This is a genomic window from Hyphococcus lacteus (genome assembly GCF_041058985.1).
Taxonomy (GTDB): domain Bacteria; phylum Pseudomonadota; class Alphaproteobacteria; order Caulobacterales; family Parvularculaceae; genus Hyphococcus; species Hyphococcus lacteus.
Window position 1 is genome coordinate 102,555 of record NZ_JBEHZE010000001.1, and the last position, 21,856, is coordinate 124,410.

Below are 21,856 nucleotides of genomic sequence, written 5' to 3' on the forward strand. Positions count from 1 at the left end.
CAAAAATATCAGCTTTATTCCCCCAGCATCAGCGAACAGTGATGTCAGAGAGAAAACTTGTCTGCTTTTGGACCGTCGTTGGGTCGCCATAAATCTCGACGGAACCAAGCCCATTCACCGCTGCATTCACTGATTCGGAGGCGTAAATACTGGCTTCCCCCAAACCAGAGACAGCCAGATCTGCATTTTCACACCGCAGCTCTTCAGCATCGAGGTCGCCTAACCCCGAAAGCCGAGCTTCTAGCTCGCCACAGCGGCCCCTAAGATTGAGGCTAGAAATTCCAGAAACGTCCACCGTGAACGAATCTGCATCGATCCCCACGATGGAACCATCAGAGATCCCCGAAACTTCGAGCCGGGAAAGTTTGGGAACCGTAATCGTGGCGGTCATACCAACATCCCGCCATTTGCGCTTGCCGCCACTCGTAATCCGAACCTGATCAAGCGCCAGCGCCCCATTAACCACATCCGCCTCTAGCCGATCCAGCGCGGTCTCGCTGCCGGAAATTGCAACGGAATAACCTTCGCCGACATTGATATCGAATTCGAAAACGCCCCGGATATCAATCGCATCAAATTCAGAGAGTTCAAATACTCTCGTTATGTCTTGCGTTTTGTCGCGATCTTCAATGTGACGCAACTCACCGAATGCGTAATAAGCCGCACCAATCCCAACGCCGATCGCCAAAAGCAATCCTATCAGTATACCTAGTATAATTCTCATGTGGCCCCTCCCGATTGTCACCACATAAAAATATCACCCCAACGCCGCGTGCGGAATACCATTCAGCGCAGGGACGATGCGCCCCATCTCATTCTCGGTTTCTAACATAAGAAAAGCCAGCGGATTTTATTCCGGCCTCAACACACGCGACATCATTAGCGGGTGCTTCACCAGATGCGGCCGCCGCACCAAGAAATGTTCTGCCGTCAGACGAGTAAACCGGAACACCGCCCGGCACTGTCACCACACCAGGGGCATATTGAAAGCCCGGTGTGTTTTTGACACCTTCCTCCATGCCACTTGTGGCAAAACCCCACATAGCAACAGCCTTGGCTTTTTCCATTGAGAACAACATTGCGCCAGCACTATTTCCGTTCATGCGCAAAACCGCGATCGGGCTAGCCCCCGGATCATAGACAGCAATGGCGTGACTGCGACCATTGTCGAGCGCAAATGCACTACAACCCGCAATGATAGATTGGGCCTGCTCTGCATTGAGTGATTGCGCAAATGCGCCACTAAAAGAAACCCCTAAACACGCAACCCCTAAAAATAATGATCTCATTTCAATCTCCCTTTATGAGAAGATGATAGATCAAAACTTTCCCTAATTATCGCTGCCCGTCGCACGGAGCCTTCCGTTCACCGCACAAAAAAACGGCGCGCATTTTTGATGCGCGCCGCAGAACAGTTGATCGTCGATGTCTTAGTGGATTGTTATGTCCGAAAACATACTTCCGTTTTTATGAACATCTTCAGGCGAACCGAACACTTCGATGTCGCCCATTCCTGAAACGCGTGCCTCCACCGCTTGCCGTGCAAAAACACTCGCGCTGCCGACACCAGAAACTTTGACCTTTACGTTATTGCACTCAAGGTCTTCCGCTGTCAGATCACCGACACCCGAAACTTTTGCGTCTAGGTCGTTGCACTGACCCGTGATTGTCAAATCACCGACACCTGACAAATCAAGATTAAAGCTATCCGCATCAACGTCCGTAATTTTGCCCGCGACCACGCCAGAAACCTCCAAGCCTTTTAGGCTCGGCAAAGTTACAACGGCCTCAATACCATCGCGATGAATACCATTTTCATTTCGCTCGCGTTTGCGCCGGTCAAGGATCAATACGCCATCACGCACCGATACCTGCGCAACATTCATTTCGCGCTCTGGACCAGTTAAGACAATGGAAAAATCAGACCCCACCTTAACGTTGAGATCATAAACCCCGGCAATGTCGATCATATCAAAACCGGAAAGATCAAAAGTTTTCGTTACATCGTCCTCGGCCCACGCTGCGCCGGTAGCAACGACGGCGGCCAATCCCGCAGCGATGCCTGCATTTAGAAATTGTTTCATGTTGTTTGCCTCCCTGATCCATACTGAATGTAACGCGTTGTCGGCGCGGCGTGAAGGCGGCCTGTCGCAGCGTCGGTCCGTTCTGTCGAAAGTTTAAGAACGCGAATGGTCAATGAAAAAAGCTTCAATGAAGGCGTACGATATTCGTACCATTGCGGCCCATCCCTGCCTGGGTGGCCGCTGCGTCGGCTTCTGCTTTTTCCGCTGCGCGCCAGACTGGGGCCATCATCCGCGCAAACATAAGCGCCACGAATATCGCCGGCACAAAAATTCGCGCGACAATCCCTAGGTTAAAGTCTGTTGCGGCCGGAAGTCCGCCCACAGAAAGAACAAAGGCAACAATGGACACCGCAATTGCCGCCGCCAAATAGGGCCAGACATTGCGGCGTTTATTTTTCTCTAGAGAAATAAAAAGCGGGGCACCGATCGCAACACTTGCGAAAAAACCTACCAGAAAAATCAAAAAACTGGCAAGAACGGTATCGAGAACCGCAACAAGCAATCCGCCAAAAGAAAAGCCGCCGAACGCCAAACCGAGCAATTCGAGCAATAAGGTCAGTGCGCCCCCCAAAGCGGCACCCGTCAGCACAGATGTGACCATTTTTTCGAACGCGATGTTGACGCGTATCTGATCGAGAGTTTGTTGCGCCTGATCATCCATCCTGCGCAACAAACCTATTCCGCTGCGATCTTACCAGAGCCACTCATAACCGACGAACATTCCGCCATCGTTTTTGACGCGCGGGCGATAGGGTTGGTCAGATAATAATCCTGAATTGGCGAGACCAATGATGCGCTATCGACCGAACCAGCAACGCCCACCGCATTGACATCGAATGCTGTGCCATTGCCGCCGATTTGATCAATCCGGCCCATGGTTGGTGCTTCTTCCAACATTGCCTGACGCAGTGCAAACATATCGTCATATGGCAGCGTCTTGCCCAAATGATCGGAGAATGCCCGAATGATCGCCCAATCTTCACGCGCCTCTCCCGGCGGAAACGAAGCGCGCGTCGCGAGTTGTGCGCGACCTTCGGTGTTCACGAAAATCGCGTTTTGTTCGGTGTAGGCTGCAGCCGGGAAAATAACATCCGCATAGCGCGCGCCGGCGTCGCCGTGGCTACCTTGGTAGATAACAAACGCGTCACGCATTTTAGACGTATCACATTCATCAGCACCGAGACTATAAACAACCTCGATATCGCCGGACTGAGCACCGTCAAGAATACCCGCAAAGTCTTTGCCGCCCTCACCCGGTAAGAAACCAAGATCAAGCGCGCCAACGCGGCCCGCCGCCGTTTGCAGTACGTTAAAACCGTTCCAGTCCTCACGAACCGCACCTATTTGCGCAGCAAACGTGGCCACTTGCGCAAGAATTGCTGCGCCATCATTTCGGGTCAAAGCGCCCATACCAACAATGATCGCCGGATTCTTCGCGTCTTTGAGGACCGCCGCAAAGTCACCCTCACCATTCGCCAAGGCAGATAAGCTGTCAGGGCCTGCGCCCAAATATTCATATTCGTAGGAAAGGTCTTTTTGCTCGCCGATCAATCCAATTTTGACCCCTAGCTTGTTCAGCCAGATTTTTCGCAAGCGCGCATTGATCATTGGCGCTTCGGCGCGTGGGTTCGTGCCAACAAGCAAGATCGCGTCGGCATTTTCAAGACCGGCAATGCCAGAATTAAACAAATATGAACGACGATCACCGCCGCCAATCGCTGCACCGTCCTGGCGGCAATCCATATTCGGCGAACCGAGCGCGGTCATCAGGTCTTTTAGCGCTTTGACCGCTTCGGTCGGCACAAGATCGCCGACAATCGCCGCAACTTTATCGCTGGTGGTATTTGAAAGCTTCTCCGCCGCCAGTTTGAACGCTTCGTCCCAGCTCGCCGGGACAAGCTTGCCGTCTTTACGGATATAAGGCTGGTCGAGGCGCTGTCGTTTTAGGCCATCCCAAATGAAGCGCGACTTATCGGCGATCCATTCTTCGTTGATGTCTTCATGAAGTACCGGAAGAATCCGCAGAACTTCGCGGCCACGCGCATCAACGCGGATATTCGACCCCACCGCGTCCATGACATCAACTGTTTCGGTCTTACGCAATTCCCAAGGACGCGCATTAAACGCATAAGGTTTTGAGGTCAGCGCACCAACGGGACAGACATCGATCAAATTGCCGGTCAATTCGCTTTCAACGGCCTTTTCGAGATAAGTCGTAATTTCTGCATTCTCGCCGCGATTAACGAGGCCGAGATCATCAACGCCAGCAACCTCAGTCGCAAAACGAACGCAGCGCGTGCATTGAATACAACGGGTCATGATCGTCTTGATCAACGGCCCCATATGTTTTTCTTCAACAGCGCGTTTGTTTTCTTCGTAGCGCGAACCATCACGGCCATAAGCCATAGCTTGGTCCTGCAGGTCACACTCGCCGCCCTGGTCACAAATCGGACAATCCAGCGGGTGATTGATGAGTAGAAATTCCATCACCCCTTCGCGGGCCTTTTTGACCATCGGCGTATTGGTGAAAAGCTCTGGCGGTGCGCCCTCCGGGCCGGGGCGCAAGTCGCGAACATTCTGAGCACAAGAAGCAACCGGCTTGGGCGGTCCCCCCTTTACTTCGATTAGGCACATGCGGCAATTACCAGCAACCGACAGTCGTTCGTGATAACAAAAGCGCGGAATTTCTTCGCCTGCCGCTTCGCAGGCCTGAAGCAATGTCAGGTTCGACGCGACTTCAACTTCACGATTATTGACCTTGATAAGGCGAGTGTCGGACATCTTGGAGCGTTCCCATTACGATTCGCGAGAGCAAACAGGCTTCGACATACCGTGGATTTCTTCAATGACAAGGGCTTAGAGTGGGCGCGGTTTGTCCCATCTCGCGCGGATTGCCTTTGCATAGCAAGAAAATAGGCTTTTTTCGGCAAAAAAATGCACGAAAGAATCGTCAGAAATTTAGTTCCACAACACCAGTTTTTGAATCAACATTGCAATCTAAACGCGCGCCACTCTGGGGATTTTACTGCGCTAGTCGTCACTACGAAGCTTGAGCCGCTGAACCACGCCCGCCATACGCTGAGTTTCTTGGTGTATTTGGTCCATCCGATCATCCATCTGACCAATCGCCAAAGAAATTTTTTGCAAGCTCGCTTCGATGGCGGAAAGCCGCTCCTCGGTACTTGTTTTGGCTTTGTCTGCTTCAACCACGTTTTGCTACTCCTTAGATCCGAATATTGGGAGATCCGGATATTGGGTCCTGATCGAACGACCATCAATTATACGCAAATATGGCAACAAACGGGCCGTTTTAACTAATACTCGTGATTTGTGGCATGTGCGTCACGTCTTCAATGCAAGGAAGTTGTGTTTTTCTCAATAATTATACCAATTTGTTGTGATTTTATCCATCGATTTTCAAGGCCTATAGGCACATCTTTCGGCCATGAATCAAGAAACCATGTGGATACAAGCCGCCCTTGACGAAGACCCGACGAAATCAAAAACCGGGCTGGCGCACGCACTCAATGTGGATAAATCAGCGATCTCCCGGCTTTTGCGCGGGGAACGCCGTTTAAAGTTTGATGAAGCCCAAAAAGCGGCCACCTATCTGGGTATTGACCCTTCCGGTGCGAAAACTGGATTCCAAGAGCCCGATGCTGAATTTCAGACCGAGGCTCGGCAGGTCCCTTTCTATCGCGTAGCGGAAAAAAAGTCTGGAATTTGGACGTTAGACCGTAGCGTCGTCATAGAACAACGCCGTGGCCCCAGTGAATTCACGACCGCTGAAGGGGTTTTTGGCTTGTATATCCCAAATTCGGACATGCAACCGCGTTTCCGCATAGGCGAGACGGCATGGATCAATCCCAACCGCCCGGCGGCAATTAATGAAGACGCGCTGATCATGCCGGCACAAACCAGCAATCCGATCGTCGAGGTCTTTCTGTGCTGTTTGGCCACTTCCGATGAGGAAGCAATAATTGGTGAGCAATATGGCTCCGGCCAGGAGCATCACTTTAACCGCGCCGAGTGGCAGGCGGTACATGTATTGGGCCGAAATTAACCGGCACTACATTATTCGGCGCTGCATTGTGTAATTTTTCGAGATTTTCAACGAACGTAGATCATAATCGCCCGTTCAAAAGTGAAATTGGGGCCAAGCGGGACGTTTAATGACCACCGACCACGATGCATATCTTGCGCGGAAATACTTTCCGGGCCTTGATGGCCTTCGGGCAATCGCCATTATTGCCGTTGTTTGGCACCATTGTGTGCGTTCAGAATTGCTTCCGATGTTCTCGCGGGGGTTCGCGGGCGTCGATCTGTTTTTCGTTCTCAGCGGATTTCTGATCGCGACATTGCTTATTCGCGAGAAAGCCAAAAACGGAAAAATTTCACTGCGCGATTTCTGGGCGAGGCGTTTTCTTCGCTTGATGCCTGCCTATTATCTTTTGCTGCTGGCCATGCTCGCTGCATACCTTTTACTCAAGCCGGACGATCCGAACACCCAACGGTTTGTTGATGGTTTTCATATTTACGCGCTTTACCTATCGAATTGGTATAATCCGGGCACAAACAATATGGGCATAACTTGGTCACTCTCGACCGAGGAACAGTTTTATATAATTTGGCCGTTCATCGAAGCGTTCGCAGCACCCTTTTTTCGGTTAGGATTCTGGCTCGTTGCTATCGTCATCAATCAGCTTGTCAATTTCGGTGTCTTCGATCCGATGATTGAAAATATTTTTGGTGCTGGTGCTCATGAAAAAGAAATACTCGAGGCAACCTTCACGCCCATTCTTTTTGGCGTTGCACTCGCGCATATTCTGAATGACAAAAAATATTATGGCTGGGCGTGCCGCCTATGTGGGTTCAAATATGCGCCCTATGTTATCGCCGGTTTTTTATTGGTACTCGTAAATATTCCTGCGGATGATATTTCTGGATTGTTCCGTCTTGTGATGCATCTCGGCATGACCGCGTGGATTGCATCCATTGTGCTTCAGCCCACCGCCCCACTAACAAACGCACTTAGCCTGCGCCCTATCGCTTTTATCGGTGCTGTTAGCTACGGCATGTATCTTTATCATATGTGGTGCATTCACATTGTGCGTGTCGTTATCGGTAAACTTGGTCTGTCGCAATTCTGGCTACAATTTCCAATCTCGTTGCTGCTGACTATGCTTGTTGCCGCTGCAAGTTTTTACCTCTACGAAAAACGTTTCCTCGATTGGCGCAAACGTTTCCGCAAATAAAAAAAACGCCCGGCAGCAAAAAGCAAACCGGGCGTTTCTGTACTGATGAAATCAGTGAATTAAAGAACGCGTTCTTTAAGGTCTTTCGCAGGACGGAAAGCAACTTTCTTAGAAGCTTTAATTTTGATCGACTCGCCTGTCGCAGGGTTGCGACCCATGCGCGCTGCGCGGTGGCGCACAACGAGGATACCAAGACCAGAGATACGAAGCTTCTTACCTTTTTTCAGGTAGCCGCCCATGCGGTCGATAAAGTCAGACAAGATTTCTTCTGTTTGCTTCTTCGACATTTCATGTGTTTCAGAAAGCTCAGCAGCAAGATGCTTAAGAGTAAGCACGTCTGGCAATGCTTTTTTCGCAGCTTTTTTCTTTGCTGGAGCTTTACGTGCTGGCGCTTTTTTAGCGGCAGTCTTTTTCGCAGCAGCTTTTTTCGCTGGTGCTTTGCGGGCCGGAGCTTTCTTCGCTGCCGTCTTACGGACAGGAGCTTTCTTTGCTGGGGCCTTCTTTGTAGTTTTCCGTTTAACGGCCATGTCGTTATCCTTTATGAATCAGTAGTAGCTGAATGCAGACAGAATCACGCAATTGCCTGCAACACAAGCATTAATGCGCGTGATTCGGTGTAGGAAGAGAAACATAAAAATGCGTTTACGCCTATTAAATCGCACTTTTCTCGATACTAACGCCACCGCGTTTCATGATCCATTCTGGATCCGGGTACTCACCGACCATAAAAATATAGTCTTGGACCTTCTCAAAACCATAGCGTTGATAGAGTTTTTGCGCGCGCACATTCTCTGCGTAAACACCAACATATAAGTGCTCAAAATTGGCTTCGAGCCATGCCAGAACGATATCCATAAAAGCGCGCCCAAGGCCCGTTCCCTGTTGGGACTGCTCAAGGTAGAGACGGTATAATTCCCCTGAATTCAAAGGCATATCATTAACTGGCAAGGAGCAAGGACCCGCTGCGCAATAACCTGTGATGGCCTTGTTATCGCCCTCGGCGACCCACACAGCACACTCTTGGTCGGTCAAAAGCGCATCGTAATATTCGCGCGAATGCCCCTCGTCGAGATAGGCATTGAGATCTTTGGGATCATAAAGATGCCCGAATGTATCAGTGAACGTCGCAGCCCCAAGCACCGTTAGAACGGCAGCGTCCGCAGGAACTGCACGGCGAATATTCAAACCGTTCAATTCTGTTTTTACTGACGGACGTTCATTCACTCTGCGGCGACGCCGGCCATCGCAACGTGTCCACGATCATTACGGTAGGAATTGATGCGCTCTTCGATCTCATGGCGGAAATGACGAATAAGCCCCTGAACCGGCCAAGCAGCCGCATCGCCCAATGCACAAATCGTATGACCTTCGATCTGGGTTGATACTTCAAGTAGCTTATCAATTTCGGCGGTTGTCGAATTGCCCACCGCCATGCGCTCCAGGACGCGCCACATCCAGCCGGTTCCTTCGCGGCAGGGCGTACACTGGCCACAGCTTTCATGCTTATAGAAATAGCTAATACGGGCGATTGCACGAACAACATCGGTTGAGTTGTCCATAACGATCACACCCGCTGTACCGAGGCCGGAGCGCACATCGCGCAGCGCATCAAAGTCCATAAGGATATCATCACAGATATCGCGCGGCAAAAGCGGCACAGATGAACCACCAGGAATAACGGCTTTGAGATTATCCCAACCACCGCGAACACCACCGCAATGGTTGTTGATTAATGTCTTGAGCGGAATCGACATCGCCTCTTCGACATTGCACGGCTTGTTCACATGACCGGAGATACAGAAAACTTTTGTGCCGTGGTTATTCTCGCGCCCGAATGAGCGGAACCAACCAGACCCCCGCCTCAAAATTGTCGGCACAACCGCAATCGATTCAACATTATTGACGGTCGTTGGGCAGCCATAAAGCCCCGCGCCCGCCGGGAATGGCGGCTTAAGGCGTGGTTGACCTTTTTTGCCTTCGAGGCTTTCAAGGAGCGCGGTTTCTTCGCCGCAAATATATGCGCCAGCACCGTGGTGAACATAGATGTCGAAATCCCAGCCCGAACCCGCTGCGTTCTTACCGACAAGACCAGCCGCATAGGCTTCGTCGATTGCCGCCTGAAGGTTGTTGCGCTCGTCCACATATTCGCCGCGCACATAAATGTAACACGCATGGGCCTGCATGGCGAAAGAAGCGATCAAGCAGCCTTCAATGAAAAGATGCGGATCATGGCGCATCATCTCGCGGTCTTTACATGTTCCCGGTTCTGACTCGTCTGCATTGACGACCAAATAATGCGGACGGTCTTTGACCTCTTTGGGCATAAACGACCATTTGAGACCGGTCGGAAAACCCGCGCCACCCCGACCACGAAGGCCAGAGTCTTTAACCTGCTGGATCAACCAATCCGCCCCCATCGCCATGAGATCGGCAGTGCCGTTCCACGCGCCACGTTGTTTGGCCGCTTCCAGCCGCCAATCATGGAGGCCATAAAGGTTGGTGAATATCCGGTCTTTATCTTCGAGCATTGTTTAAACCTTGTCGCTCAGTCCGATTTCAAATCGCTATTCGGTTTGGCCTTTAGGGCTTTACCGTGTTCGTTAAACCATCGCACAAACATCGGACCAAAAATTAGCGTTGACCCGACAATACCGCCAATTAGATGCACGATATTGTTCGTGTAGAGATAAGTACCCACGACACCCAAAAGAACGACACCTTCAAGCATGGCGATATTCATTAACGCCTTTACTGCTTCTTTTCGTTTCTGGTCTTCGATGGGGTTCATTCTAATTTACTCAGCCGGTGCCGGCGGCGCGGCATTCGGAATTTCTTTGAGCGGCTGCGCGCGTGATCCATCATAAAGCGATGGGTCGGTCAGCGAGGTGTTGTCCCCTTCCGGATCGGATGTATGCCGACCCGGGTTTTGCGTACCGATTTTGACTTCTTCTCCGCGACGCATCTTGCCCAACATGTCTTCGAGAATTTCCGGCGTCAGGTCTTCGTAATAATGATCGCCATCATTGGTCGAAATTTGCATCATCGGCGCATTCGCACATGCGCCAAGACATTCAACTTCGAGCCAAGAAAGCTTGCCGTCATCGGAAACATGGTTTTCAGGGCCGATGACTTTTTTGCACGTCTCACGCAGCTCTTGCGCGCCGCGCAACATGCACGGGGTCGTGCCGCAAAGCTGAACGAAATATTCGCCGACTGGAGCGAGGTTGAACATCGTATAGAAACTCGCAACCTCGTAGACGCGAATATAAGGCATACCGAGCTGCTGGGCGATGGCTTCCATCATGGGGATAGAAATCCAGCCCTCTTGCTTTTGGCCGCGCCACAAAAACGGGATCACACAAGATGCTGCCCGACCCTCAGGATATTTCTTGATCTGCGCTGCGCACCAATCCGAATTCTCGGACGTCCAGTTAAAGGACGCGGGCTGGTCTTTCGCGGGGCGTCGGCTCGCCATGGTCTCTCCTCGTCGCTGATGTCGTCTGGGCCGTCAGGCGAATTCCAGACTAGCGTGAATCTTGGGGCGCAGACATACCGGATTGGGCGCGAAACGGAAGGGGTGAGATGCCGCAATCAACGCGCTTTCGGCCCTATTCCAGCTCAATTTCGTTAATTGCCGCCGCATCTTCGAAGCAACCAAGGCAAATTACGCCGATATTCTCGGGACCTAGAGCCTCAAACGCTTCCTGAGACAGGCTGTTGCACTGATTACAGACGGCATCCCACACACCGTCTTCGCCCCGGCTCCACCAGAATCCTTTAGCCTCGCCATCGCGAATTGATTCGATGATGTGAACGCAAACAAAGGTCTGCGGCTGCTTGCCGTGGGTACCACAGGTGACGGATGGGACTTTCATGGCGCGGCTTTTAACGCCGCTCCCCTATAGGCGCAATAGGCAGCCTATTTCGCCTTCTCAATGACACTAAGTCCAATGAATTTCTTTCAAATACTTTGATGATAAATGACGCACTAATAAACGTTGTCGCCATTATTTCGTGGATGAGATCTTGTCCATGCGCAACTGCCCCAACTTAACACCCGACCTACAATTAGCTCCCAACTTTCCTTCCGAGGAAGAAACTTGCATTATCGTAGAATTGGTCGGATCGACTTGCAGCGTAATAAGTTCATTCTGTTCTGATACTTTTGTAATCTGCTGGTAAAACAACGAAGGATCACTTTCGATTGGCGAAATGGCGCGATACAAAGTCAGCCTAATCTTTCCGTTTCGAGCTTCATAGTCGCAATAAAGAGCAATTGGCCAAGTATCTATCGGAACAGCGTTTTGTAGTTTCTCATACTGAAGTCGCAGGTTAGACAATTGTTGGTCTTGCTGTCGGTTCAGTTCGCCCAACTCGCCGACTAGGGCAACACGCAAGCTAAGAAGCTCCTCCTCACCAACTAACTGTCGGATATCAATCTCTCGAATAGTCTGCAGGTCGCGTAGAATTTTTTGGCCTTCCGCATCTGCCGCATCCAGTCGCGATTGCGTAGCTACTAAATCCCCTTCTACTCGATTCCGAATCTCTAAAAATCGTCCGTACTCTTCCCTTATACTACTAAATTCGGAATTTAGCCGGTCGAAAGTTTCCTGACTACTTTTAGCAGCTTCACTTTCACCAATTACGTAAGCAAATTTCCCGAACACAAAGCCGAGAAGCGCGGCAATTCCTAGGAAGACGAAGCCGTAACCGCGCAACGATCTGAATACTTGATGCTCAATGAAGTCGCGGGCCTCTTTTTCGTTCATATAAGCTCCCCCGAACGAACTTACCTATCGATCTCGCCAAACACGATATCAAGCGATCCAAGGACAGCCGAGACGTCCGACAACATATGCCCGCGATTGATCCAGTCCATTGCCTGAAGGTGCGGATAGCCCGGCGCGCGAATTTTGCAACGGTAGGGTTTGTTTGATCCGTCAGAGACGAGATAAACACCGAACTCGCCTTTTGGTGCTTCGACGGCCGTATAAACCTCACCAGCGGGCACGTGAAAGCCCTCTGTATAAAGCTTAAAGTGATGGATCAGCGCTTCCATCGAGCCTTTCATATCGGCCCGTTTGGGCGGGGTTACCTTGCCGTCCGTTGACATCACAGGGCCCGGCGTCTCGCGCAGCTTGGCGATTGCCTGCTTCATGATGTGTACGGATTGTGTCATCTCTTCCAAACGGCACAAATAACGATCATAACAATCACCGTTTTTACCGAGCGGGATTTTAAACTCGTATTCGTCATAGGATTCATATGGCTGCGCACGGCGCAAATCCCATTGAATGCCTGAGCCGCGCACCATCACACCGGAAAAACCCCATGCGAGTGCTTCGTCTTTGGTCACCACACCAATATCAACATTGCGCTGCTTAAAGATGCGGTTGTCGGTGAGAAGTGTCTCGATATCCGCCATTCTTTGCGGGAACTGATCACACCAGACATCAAGGTCATTGATCAGATCTTCAGGTAGATCCTGATGAACGCCCCCAACCCGGAAGTAAGCTGCGTGCATACGCGATCCGGATGCGCGCTCGTAAAACACCATCAGTTTTTCACGCTCTTCAAAGCCCCAAAGCGGCGGTGTTAGCGCGCCAACGTCCATCGCTTGTGTGGTGACATTGAGAATGTGAGAAAGGATGCGACCGATCTCGGAGAACAACACACGGATGTGCTGAGCGCGTTTTGGCACTTCGATGCCAAGCAGCTTTTCTGCCGCAAGACAGAACGCGTGTTCTTGGTTCATCGGCGCAACATAATCGAGCCGGTCAAAATATGGGATCGCCTGAAGGTAGGTCTTATGCTCGATCAGTTTTTCAGTGCCGCGATGCAAAAGCCCGATATGCGGATCGACGCGCTCAACGATCTCGCCATCAAGCTCTAGCACCAGGCGCAAAACACCGTGGGCCGCCGGGTGCTGCGGGCCAAAATTGATTGTGAAGTTACGCTCAGACGATGCGTCAGATGTCGAATCTTCAGGATTGATATGTCCGTCCGCCATGCGTCAGTCTTTCTGTGCGTTAGCGAACATTTCAAATACTTGCTCGCCAGTCATTTGTTGAGTTTTTTCCGCGAAGGAATAATAGCCGGGTTTTTCGTCAATAAAGACTTCGTGATCTAACCGCAGCCCATCAATGTCGTCAAAAATGTCGATCGCAACGAGATTGCTCGACCTATCTTTCAACCGCCAAAACAGCGACGAACCACACCGTTTACAAAATCCGCGCTCAGCCCATTCTGACGAGCCAAAGACACCGAGCTGTGCTTCATCTGCGATTCTTAGCGTATCACCACAATCTATCGCAAAAAATGGCCCCGCCGAATTTTTGCGGCATGATGAACAATGACATACACCAACATCGCCGTTTTTGGGCGTAGCCGTAATTTTCAACGCGCCGCACAGGCATTGCCCTGTTTTTTCAGACACCGCTTACTCCTTCTCGGCTTCAGCCTTTTCATCACCCGGCAGCACATATTTTGCGCCCTCCCAAGGTGAGAGATAATCAAAGTTCCGGAATTCCTGTACCAGCTTTACCGGCTCATAAACGACGCGTTTTTGCTCGTCGTCATAACGAACCTCGACATGCCCCGTTAGTGGGAAATCCTTGCGCAGCGGATACCCCTCAAACCCATAATCGGTCAGGATGCGGCGCAAATCCGGATGACCGGAAAACACAATGCCATACATGTCAAAGGCTTCGCGCTCGAACCAATCGGCACACGGGAAGACATCGGTGATCGTCGGGATGGTCTCGTCTTCGGCGACCTGTGCCTTCACCCGAATGCGGGTGTTATTGTGCATCGACAAGAGATGATACACCACGTCGAAACGCTTTGCCCGGCCCGGAAAATCAACGCCAGTCAAGTCGATCATCACCAGGAATTTTGCCAGCGGATCGTCACGCAGGAATTGCATCACCTGCACAATGCGATCAGCGCGCACATCAATGGTCAGTTCACCATATTCAACCCGCCAGCCGCGGATATCGGCATCAATGGCGGTTGCAATATGGGAACCTAGTTCTTGGAGTTCTTCGCTCATAAAACCCTAGCGGACAATCGAGCCTTCACGGCGGATTTTCTTTTGAAGTTGCAGGATGCCATAGACCAGCGCCTCAGCAGTTGGCGGGCAGCCCGGCACATAAATATCAACGGGCACGACACGATCACAGCCACGCACGACCGCATAAGAATAGTGGTAATAGCCGCCGCCATTGGCACATGACCCCATAGAGATCACATAGCGCGGGTTTGGCATCTGGTCGTAAACCTTGCGCAGTGCCGGTGCCATTTTGTTAGTCAATGTTCCGGCCACGATCATCACGTCTGACTGGCGTGGGGAAGCACGCGGCGCGAAGCCAAAACGTTCAACGTCGTAGCGCGGCATGGACGCCTGCATCATCTCAACGGCGCAACAGGCGAGGCCAAACGTCATCCACATGAGCGAGCCGGTGCGCGCCCAATTAATCAAGCCATCGGCAGGCGCAGTAAAGAAACCACGATCCGCGAGCTGGTCCGATAGTTCGCCAAAGAACGGATCTTTCGCAGACGGGTTATACCCCGGCGAGCCGACACGCGCGCCCGTCCCGTATGGAAGGGCAGAAGCATTTGGGAGTTTCGAAGCGTCTAGCGCCATTCGAGAGCACCTTTTTTCCACTCATAAAGAAAGCCAACGGCGAACACCGCGATAAACACGAACATCGACCAGAAGGCGAAAATCTGGAAGCCGCGATCAGCCCCCAATTCAGGGTTGAACAAAGTGACCGCCCAAGGGAACAAGAATGCCACATCGAGATCAACAATGATAAAAAGAATAGCGACGATGTAGAACTGAACGTCGAATTTCATCCGCGCATCATCAAAAGCATTAAAGCCGCATTCATAGATAGAGACTTTTTCCGGATCTGGATCGTTCGGCGCGATAATCGAAGGCGCAAGGACGAACCCTACAGCCAATGCGACCGCAATCCCGAGAAATACGATAATCGGTAGATAATCGAGCAGAAAATCGGCTGTCGCCACGGTCAGTCTCCTCAATGGGCGCTAGATCAATGGACATTGATCAATGAGTTACAGACCCCGTTTTGAGGTGGGGCCTTAATTCTGGCCGGAACCTAGAAAGGTGCGGCAGCAAACGCAACGCGAATCCGCCCCGCTGAGGCCGAAAACCGCAGGGATTTTACCCTGATCGGTGTCTATTGGGGATCTTGCTGGTCAATTTCGGTCTGATTGGGGAATTCCCCTTCCCGGCCATCACTCAAAAACTCGCCCCATTCTTCCATTTCCCAGAATCGCTGGTCGAGCAGTCCTTCGCGGATATTCTGCGGAAGGCTGTCGGGGGTTAGCCCCTTTTGGGCGTCGCGATCAGCGGCAAAAGCGGCAATATCTGCGATCTCATCGGCTGTCAGGTGGATCGTGTAACCAAGTTCAATCGACTGTAGCTCGACCATCGCGGGCGCACCAAGCCACATGCGAGCCGCAAAATCGAGCGGATCAACAGGCGGCGCACCGATCTCAGCATCAAGTGCGGGCGCGGCTTTGCCGCCGACGCCATTGGTCGAATGGCAAATCACACAGCCCTTTTCGACGAACAGTTCCCGGCCATTCAACGGGTCCACGCCGCGCGTCACAACCGGCTTTAAGCTTACCGATGCTTGGTTTTGCGTCGCACCTTGTTGTGAAGTCTCACCACCGCAAGCCGCTAACAGCACCGCGCCCAGCCCAATGACCAATCGTTTTGCCATGTTATTTGTCCCCTTTGGCATGACCTTCAGTCTCGCGCCATTTCAGCATGACCGCAACGGGCTTAATCATGAATCCCGTGTAAGCAAAAGCGCCCCTGAGTAGATAATGATACAACAAAGTTCACTTACACGCTCAACGCTGCGTATCTTGGACAAATTCGGCAATAAATTCTGCAACGATCTGTGACTTGGTGTGATGCAGTAATTGCCCTGCCCCGGCGATCGGCGTGACCTGCGCGTGTTTATATTTTTGCGCAAAACTCTGTGCCCAATTCAACGGACATACCGGGTCTTCTTCGCCGATAACATAGTGAAGTGGCACTTGCATCTTTTCGACATATTCCGACCAGTCACCAAAGATGCGAAGACCGTCGCCAACAAACCCGTCAAAACCACTATCAGCGATCAGATCCATTCCCTCTATCAGCAATTGCCTGATCTCCGTGGAAGCAATAGCCCGCATATCAGATGGGGAATGGCCATAAGCTCGTTCGATTATTCGGCGACGACCGCTTTCGCTGCGATAAAACACTGTGGACGAACCCAGAAAAAACCTAAGTGCCGTCGCAGACATTCGTGATGTTCGCGACATAATCCGAACCTGTGTCGGATAATCCGCAAGCATCGAAAGGTCGTTGATCGGAACGCCGCCCGCCAACGCACAGACTCCATTAATGCGATCAGGATGCGCTGTCGCTGCTGCACATCCATAAAGCACACCCGATGTATGGGTCACAACGGTCACGGTCTTAAGACCAAATGCATCAAGAATTGAGGGCACCATCTCTGCCCAGCGCTCTACGCTTTGGCGCCAATCGCGAAACGGATCTGAACGGCCATATCCCGGGCGATCAACACAGATCGCCGTTATATTGAACTTCACAAGCGCATCAAGAAACGCCTTAGTCATGCTGTGGCCAACAGTCATTCCGTGCAGGAATAAAATAGGTGTTCCGTTGGCTGCTCCCCTCTGTGTCCACCCGATCCGTAGCCCTTCAGGCGTCGTGACGATGCCTTGATCAGGACCATATACCGGCGCAATTTTTGTTGGTGCACGGCCTGCAAAAACCAAATGGAACTGAAGCGCCGTACGAACAGCATCCTCACGGTTTGACGCGAGCATTTTTCGGTAGATTGATCGAGACTGGGTTTTTAACGTCTCAGACGAACGTCCCGTTTCGTCAGCCACCGCCGCAAAACTCTCCCCGACGGTCATTCGCTTTAATAGCGCCAATTCAGCTTCGGTTAGCTTAAATTCAGACGCAATCAAACTGCCCACATCATCGGACCACAAAGTCCGCGTCATACGCACGAGATAGCGGGACTCTGCCGTCTCGCTAGGTGAAAAAAGACGGCGCACCGCGACACCCGTTACACTTCCGTCTGGAAGCTCAATTTGTAGGAAACCCGTCCTCGGTTCCGCGATTTCGTGAAGCGACATCACCACGGATTTCAGCTTGGCGCGATCCTCGGCTTCTGTGCAAAGCTCCCACAGTTTTTTCACTGACTCAGGCAGAAAATCTCGCCAGCCCGAATTACTGGCGATCAATCCACCCGATGCGTCAATTATTGCGGCCGGGCCAACCTCAGATTCGACCAATGTCTGCGCATCAGGCTCATCTAGAAATACCGTATGCAACCGATCTAAAATTGTGAGCGCTTTTTCGAAATGAACCTGCAAATCGATGCCGTCATCTAATTCCGGATCAACCTGCGCGATATAGCGGTCCCATTGCTCGGCAAAAACCTCGTAATGGTCAGGCGTTAACGCCACCTCATAGATGGCGTTAATCGTATCAAGCAATTGTTTCGGTGAAGGCCCCTCACCATAATCTACGCTACCCACATCCCCTCGCCAATCTCCGCCCAGCTGTTCGCGGAAATTACGCGAATTGTGCCAATTCGCAACTGATTACTACTAATCGAGGATGTTTGGGCGTGTGGGCACAACGCCTTGACGGCTATGGAACGGACCCTTGCGCGGCCAGCCCCGCCATTACGTTTGTTTGCGTTCGCTCATAAGGCGGGTTCGCTGCCGCCTCACGCATGGCGGTTAATGCGGGTTGATCAAACCAGTTCCCGCGCCGCATCACGCCCGCAGGTGTTTCAACACACGAAATGTCACTAAGCGGATCACACTCATAAAACACCAGATCCGCGACGAAACCTTCTGCAACTTGTCCGCGTTCATTCTCTTCATTGAGAACTTTAGCCGGATTATAGGTTGCGGTCTTTAATGCATCATACGGACTTAGCCCTGCCTCGACCAAAAGCTTTAATTCATCCATCAGCGACTTACCGGGAACGTTCAAAAATATTCCTGCGTCGGTTCCCGCGACCATAGTCACGCCCTCTTCGTTGAAGATTTCTGTCACGCGCTTATAAAACGCATCATTGGTGGTTAAATCTTCGGTTGGCCGGGAACGCCAAAACGAAATTGTTTCCTGTTCTGCCTCAAGAACGAACGGGTTTAAAAGCTCTTTACCGGGCCTATTGATAAAGTTATCTTTTTCTCGCGCCGTCCGCAGCAGGTTATGATGCGCAACCAAAGTTGGTGTCACCGCCACATCAAGCCGTGCTATTTTCCGCGCCAGTGCTCGCGCTGCCAGTTCATCATGATGTTCACGCAACCCATGCCAGACAATGGATTCAACATGCTCGATCGTGACAAAGTCATCATCAAGAATATCTTCAAACGAAATATTAAAAGGCGTTTCATTAGGTATCCCTTCGTTACGCACGCCCTCGGGTGTGTGCCCACTCAACGTCATACCCAACAATGCAGCGTCGGTTTTGATCGCATCATATGCGTCACGCGTAAGATTTGAATACACCTTCAAATCGCGAAAACCAGTTTCATATTGCGCCCGAACAGCATCGGTCGCCGCGGCCGACGTATCCACAATTTGATGATTGATATGTGCATTAGGCCCCGTACTGTTCAAAATCGGCCCAGTGGTTAGAAAGCGCGGTGCAATGCGCTCACCGGAATCGATTTCTTTTTTTAACGGTATATGAAAAGGCATACCCGAGAGGTTCCTCACCGTGGTAATACCATAAGAAAGGTAGCTACCAAATTCAGCCTCATCCCAAATATGTACATGCATATCGGAAAGGCCCGGTATAACCGTCATACCTTTCCCATCAATCACTTTGGCCGCGTCCTTTGATGAAACTGATCGTTGGTCCCTAACGGCAGTGATGCGGCCTTCATCAATAACTATTGTCTTACCTAATTGAATAGTCGGTATATCATTCGAGAACTGAATTACTCGAACATTCGAAACCACCGTGGAGGTGTCATCCACCACAAGGACATCATTACCCGTCGTGCATGCCACCATGGTCACAAAAACCCCAACGGACACAACCGCAGCGGCAACGGCATCCACCAAAATTTGATTTTCCTTGCGCATCATTTTCCCCCGTCTTTCGCAGTGTCGATTACGGATTTTTTCAACTCAATCTGATTTCCATCTGGATCTTTAATATAAATCGATGGACCCATTCCTTCTGCACCGTATCGCAAAACGGTCTCACTCATCGAATGTCCTCGTTCAATCAGGAATTTGCGGATAGCCTTCTCATCCCAATCGTCCAATGTAAGACAGAAATGATCCATATTCTGTTCTTGTGCATTCGAATGGCGTTCGTTGCCATCGCTCACATCCAGCAAATCGATCAGACACACACCGGCGCGTAGCTGAACCAATAATGCGGTCGGAACAGTGCGCTCAATCGTACAGCCGAGTGTCTGGCAATAAAACTCTAGTGATCGCTCCATATTTCGCGTTTTCAAAACCACATGATCAAGCTGTTTAATTTTTATAGGACAATTCTTCATGATCCACTGCCTTTTTGTAGTCTGGTATCGAGCGGGCGATATGGCTCTTCTTGGACACCGTGACCAAGAACGATTTTAAAAAACAAACAGGGTACGAACCACTCAAGCCCCTCTGGAAAGGCCGGGCCATAGGTACTTCCCATAATCGCCATAACAACAAACGCCGATGCGAATGGTCGTTGAAGATATAGCGGCATTGCATGAGTTAACGCCGTGCTCATAAATAATAACGCATACCACGTAATGCCGACGCTAATATCACCATAAAAAATTACGCTAACCAGGATTGGGTGAATATGAAATGCCGTAAACGCGATTGGATTTTTAAGAATTTTTACTGTACCGGATTCGCTGGCCTGAAGCGGCGCATGGTAAAATCGTTTGCATGAATTCAACATGTTCGCGACAACGCCACCGGCTATGTCGAAAACCAGACCAACCATTGCCCAGTACCGCCACCCGTCAATTAATGGGCTTTCGTTGAACTCGTAATATTTCATCAACAACACCGTAATGCCAAGCGCAAAACTATAGGCTAATAGACGCTCTGCCCATGTAGCGCCTGATCCGCACAACGGGTCTGGTTTCGCTGAGTATGACCAGTCAATCAGTGTCGGTTGCATTTTCTCCCCCCTCCACTAGTCGCGCCCAAAGCGGCGCGCCTCATTCTCAAAATATTGCTTTAGCGTTTTCTCGCCGTGAGCCGGTGCAGACATACAAATAGACGATGCCGCCAAAAAGAATTCGAGCGGCCCAGTCTGAGATCTAAACCCTAGATTTTTTGCAAGAAACACAATCGCCTTTCCCAACCACAACGGCACATGGGTAATGCGCTCGCTCTTACCCAATGCCGCAAAAGCCATTTTGGCTATTTGGTTTTGGCTCAACGCATGTGGGCCGCCCACATCAAGCTTGGCAACACCGCGTTCGGCGGATTCAACTATGGTTGCCGCTAGGTCACTTCCATGAATGGGGCTGATCGCAAATTCGCCTTGTCCGAACAAATATATTTTTCCCTTTTGTGCCATCTCCAAAAAAGTTCGCAAGTCGGAGAAGTATCCACTGGGGCAAATAACACAGGACCTTATTGGGGCTGCGGCAAGCGCATCAACAAATTTCTGTTTTGCAATCGCTAACTCTACGTTCGGCATTCGATCAGCGTTTAACACATGAACATAGACGAACTGTTTAACCTCGCTACGCAGTGCTTCGTTCATCAAGTTTAGATTGGCACCGTAATCGACTTGTTCATAGCTCATCCCGTCTTGTTGGCGCGTTATGCCAAGGGCTGAAACAACCAGATCAACACCGTCACAAATACCTCTGAGACTTTCTACTTTTGTTGCCTCTCCGACATAAATCTCATCAACCCAAAGGTCGTTTTCGCGAATTTGATCTGCTTGCCGACTAAGTGCTTTCACACGATACCCAGCGCGCTTATAAGCTTCGGTTAAAAAACTACCGAGGTAGCCCGTCGCACCCGCGATTAAAACTGTTTTTTGCATTCTTCGACAACCCTTTGGAAGGGGTAGATGCCGCTAACGACATCTACCCCTTTTATTACCCGACGACTTGGTGGCCACGATTACGCATACAGGAAACGACAACAGATTTGCGTTCGCCTTTCGCCTTATAGGCACCAGCCGCCGTACCAGATGCGCCGCCAACGATTGCGCCACCAAGTACATCGCCATCTGCAGCACCGATTAACGCACCTAACGCCGCACCGAGAAGCGCATCACCTTTGGTGTCATCGTTTAAGTAACCGCGCTCGGTCGCCAAGGTCTGACAGGCGGAAAGGTCGGCGTAAAACGCTGAATTTTTCGGTCCGTCAACGATCGGTGTGTAATTTGCACCCGTGTTTGCACAGGCAGAGAGGCCGAGTGATATTAGCAGAAGAAGCATAACATTTTTCATTTT

The 21,856-nt window shown here is 50.9% G+C and carries 27 protein-coding genes; 2 read left to right on the forward strand and 25 right to left on the reverse strand.

All coding sequences use genetic code 11. The annotated features are described in order from the left end of the window. Positions 1-28: 28 nt before the first annotated feature. From ABFZ84_RS00475 to ABFZ84_RS00500, 6 genes are all read right to left on the reverse strand, one after another. Positions 29-724 (reverse strand): head GIN domain-containing protein, encoded by a 696-nt coding sequence (locus ABFZ84_RS00475; RefSeq protein WP_369311671.1) that lies wholly within the window; start codon positions 722-724, stop codon positions 29-31. An 88-nt stretch (positions 725-812) separates the two neighbouring features. Next, positions 813-1,289, reverse strand: coding sequence for a heme-binding protein (locus ABFZ84_RS00480; RefSeq protein ID WP_369311673.1), 477 nt, complete (start codon positions 1,287-1,289; stop codon positions 813-815). Positions 1,290-1,430: 141 nt separating this feature from the next. Further along, complete coding sequence (locus ABFZ84_RS00485; RefSeq protein ID WP_369311675.1) at positions 1,431-2,084, reverse strand: head GIN domain-containing protein; 654 nt, start codon at positions 2,082-2,084, stop codon at positions 1,431-1,433. Positions 2,085-2,208: 124 nt separating this feature from the next. Continuing rightward, a complete protein-coding gene (locus ABFZ84_RS00490) occupies positions 2,209-2,757 on the reverse strand; it encodes a hypothetical protein (protein ID WP_369311677.1) in 549 nt (182 codons plus the stop codon). A gap of 2 nt (positions 2,758-2,759) precedes the next feature. Further along, positions 2,760-4,865 carry an NADH-quinone oxidoreductase subunit NuoG gene (gene nuoG, locus ABFZ84_RS00495; RefSeq protein WP_369311679.1) on the reverse strand — a complete coding sequence of 702 codons (2,106 nt, stop codon included), beginning with the start codon at positions 4,863-4,865 and terminating at the stop codon, positions 2,760-2,762. Between the two features lie 249 nt (positions 4,866-5,114). Next, positions 5,115-5,294, reverse strand: coding sequence for a hypothetical protein (locus tag ABFZ84_RS00500; protein ID WP_369311681.1), 180 nt, complete (start codon positions 5,292-5,294; stop codon positions 5,115-5,117). 235 nt (positions 5,295-5,529) lie between these two features. On the opposite strand from ABFZ84_RS00500, the gene ABFZ84_RS00505 reads away from it, so the two are divergent. Both ABFZ84_RS00505 and ABFZ84_RS00510 read left to right on the forward strand, forming a co-directional pair. Further along, entirely contained in the window at positions 5,530-6,147 is a 618-nt protein-coding gene (locus ABFZ84_RS00505; protein WP_369311683.1) for a helix-turn-helix domain-containing protein, read from the forward strand. A 109-nt stretch (positions 6,148-6,256) separates the two neighbouring features. Beyond that, complete coding sequence (locus ABFZ84_RS00510) at positions 6,257-7,339, forward strand: acyltransferase family protein (protein WP_369311685.1); 1,083 nt, start codon at positions 6,257-6,259, stop codon at positions 7,337-7,339. A gap of 59 nt (positions 7,340-7,398) precedes the next feature. On the opposite strand, the gene ABFZ84_RS00515 is transcribed toward ABFZ84_RS00510, so the two are convergent. The 19 genes from ABFZ84_RS00515 to ABFZ84_RS00605 form a co-directional block, all read right to left on the reverse strand. Then, entirely contained in the window at positions 7,399-7,866 is a 468-nt protein-coding gene (locus ABFZ84_RS00515) for an HU family DNA-binding protein (protein WP_369311687.1), read from the reverse strand. Positions 7,867-7,990: 124 nt separating this feature from the next. Beyond that, positions 7,991-8,563 carry a GNAT family N-acetyltransferase gene (locus ABFZ84_RS00520; protein WP_369311689.1) on the reverse strand — a complete coding sequence of 191 codons (573 nt, stop codon included), beginning with the start codon at positions 8,561-8,563 and terminating at the stop codon, positions 7,991-7,993. Then, positions 8,560-9,867, reverse strand: coding sequence for an NADH-quinone oxidoreductase subunit NuoF (gene nuoF / locus ABFZ84_RS00525; protein WP_369311691.1), 1,308 nt, complete (start codon positions 9,865-9,867; stop codon positions 8,560-8,562). The genes ABFZ84_RS00520 and nuoF overlap by 4 nt, the downstream gene beginning before the upstream one ends. A 17-nt stretch (positions 9,868-9,884) precedes the next feature. Continuing rightward, positions 9,885-10,127, reverse strand: coding sequence for a hypothetical protein (locus tag ABFZ84_RS00530; RefSeq protein WP_369311693.1), 243 nt, complete (start codon positions 10,125-10,127; stop codon positions 9,885-9,887). A gap of 6 nt (positions 10,128-10,133) precedes the next feature. Beyond that, positions 10,134-10,814 carry an NADH-quinone oxidoreductase subunit NuoE gene (gene nuoE, locus ABFZ84_RS00535; RefSeq protein WP_369311695.1) on the reverse strand — a complete coding sequence of 227 codons (681 nt, stop codon included), beginning with the start codon at positions 10,812-10,814 and terminating at the stop codon, positions 10,134-10,136. A 133-nt stretch (positions 10,815-10,947) separates the two neighbouring features. Continuing rightward, positions 10,948-11,214 (reverse strand): hypothetical protein, encoded by a 267-nt coding sequence (locus ABFZ84_RS00540; RefSeq protein WP_369311697.1) that lies wholly within the window; start codon positions 11,212-11,214, stop codon positions 10,948-10,950. A 132-nt stretch (positions 11,215-11,346) separates the two neighbouring features. Then, positions 11,347-12,108 carry a hypothetical protein gene (locus ABFZ84_RS00545; protein WP_369311699.1) on the reverse strand — a complete coding sequence of 254 codons (762 nt, stop codon included), beginning with the start codon at positions 12,106-12,108 and terminating at the stop codon, positions 11,347-11,349. 20 nt (positions 12,109-12,128) lie between these two features. After that, positions 12,129-13,349: an NADH-quinone oxidoreductase subunit D gene (locus ABFZ84_RS00550; RefSeq protein ID WP_369311701.1), complete on the reverse strand. Its 1,221-nt coding sequence runs from the start codon at positions 13,347-13,349 to the stop codon at positions 12,129-12,131. Between the two features lie 3 nt (positions 13,350-13,352). Then, positions 13,353-13,775: a GFA family protein gene (locus ABFZ84_RS00555; RefSeq protein ID WP_369311703.1), complete on the reverse strand. Its 423-nt coding sequence runs from the start codon at positions 13,773-13,775 to the stop codon at positions 13,353-13,355. A gap of 3 nt (positions 13,776-13,778) precedes the next feature. Continuing rightward, positions 13,779-14,390 carry an NADH-quinone oxidoreductase subunit C gene (locus ABFZ84_RS00560; protein WP_369311705.1) on the reverse strand — a complete coding sequence of 204 codons (612 nt, stop codon included), beginning with the start codon at positions 14,388-14,390 and terminating at the stop codon, positions 13,779-13,781. Positions 14,391-14,396: 6 nt separating this feature from the next. Then, complete coding sequence (locus ABFZ84_RS00565; protein ID WP_369311707.1) at positions 14,397-14,984, reverse strand: NuoB/complex I 20 kDa subunit family protein; 588 nt, start codon at positions 14,982-14,984, stop codon at positions 14,397-14,399. Then, entirely contained in the window at positions 14,975-15,370 is a 396-nt protein-coding gene (ndhC, locus tag ABFZ84_RS00570; protein ID WP_369311709.1) for an NADH-quinone oxidoreductase subunit A, read from the reverse strand. The genes ABFZ84_RS00565 and ndhC overlap by 10 nt, the downstream gene beginning before the upstream one ends. A gap of 173 nt (positions 15,371-15,543) precedes the next feature. Then, positions 15,544-16,092 carry a c-type cytochrome gene (locus ABFZ84_RS00575; protein WP_369311711.1) on the reverse strand — a complete coding sequence of 183 codons (549 nt, stop codon included), beginning with the start codon at positions 16,090-16,092 and terminating at the stop codon, positions 15,544-15,546. A gap of 133 nt (positions 16,093-16,225) precedes the next feature. Then, complete coding sequence (locus ABFZ84_RS00580) at positions 16,226-17,938, reverse strand: alpha/beta fold hydrolase (protein ID WP_369311713.1); 1,713 nt, start codon at positions 17,936-17,938, stop codon at positions 16,226-16,228. Between the two features lie 115 nt (positions 17,939-18,053). After that, entirely contained in the window at positions 18,054-19,511 is a 1,458-nt protein-coding gene (locus ABFZ84_RS00585) for an amidohydrolase family protein (protein ID WP_369311715.1), read from the reverse strand. After that, positions 19,508-19,936: a VOC family protein gene (locus tag ABFZ84_RS00590; protein ID WP_369311717.1), complete on the reverse strand. Its 429-nt coding sequence runs from the start codon at positions 19,934-19,936 to the stop codon at positions 19,508-19,510. Before ABFZ84_RS00590 ends, ABFZ84_RS00585 begins: the two co-directional genes overlap by 4 nt. After that, the gene (locus tag ABFZ84_RS00595) at positions 19,933-20,559 is read right to left on the reverse strand and encodes a hypothetical protein (RefSeq protein WP_369311719.1); all 627 of its coding nucleotides are present in this window, start codon (positions 20,557-20,559) and stop codon (positions 19,933-19,935) included. The genes ABFZ84_RS00590 and ABFZ84_RS00595 overlap by 4 nt, the downstream gene beginning before the upstream one ends. Positions 20,560-20,574: 15 nt before the next feature. Beyond that, the gene (locus ABFZ84_RS00600) at positions 20,575-21,441 is read right to left on the reverse strand and encodes an SDR family oxidoreductase (RefSeq protein ID WP_369311721.1); all 867 of its coding nucleotides are present in this window, start codon (positions 21,439-21,441) and stop codon (positions 20,575-20,577) included. Positions 21,442-21,496: 55 nt separating this feature from the next. Next, on the reverse strand, positions 21,497-21,853 hold the full coding sequence (locus ABFZ84_RS00605) for a glycine zipper family protein (RefSeq protein ID WP_369311723.1): 357 nt from the start codon (positions 21,851-21,853) through the stop codon (positions 21,497-21,499). Positions 21,854-21,856 lie beyond the last annotated feature (3 nt).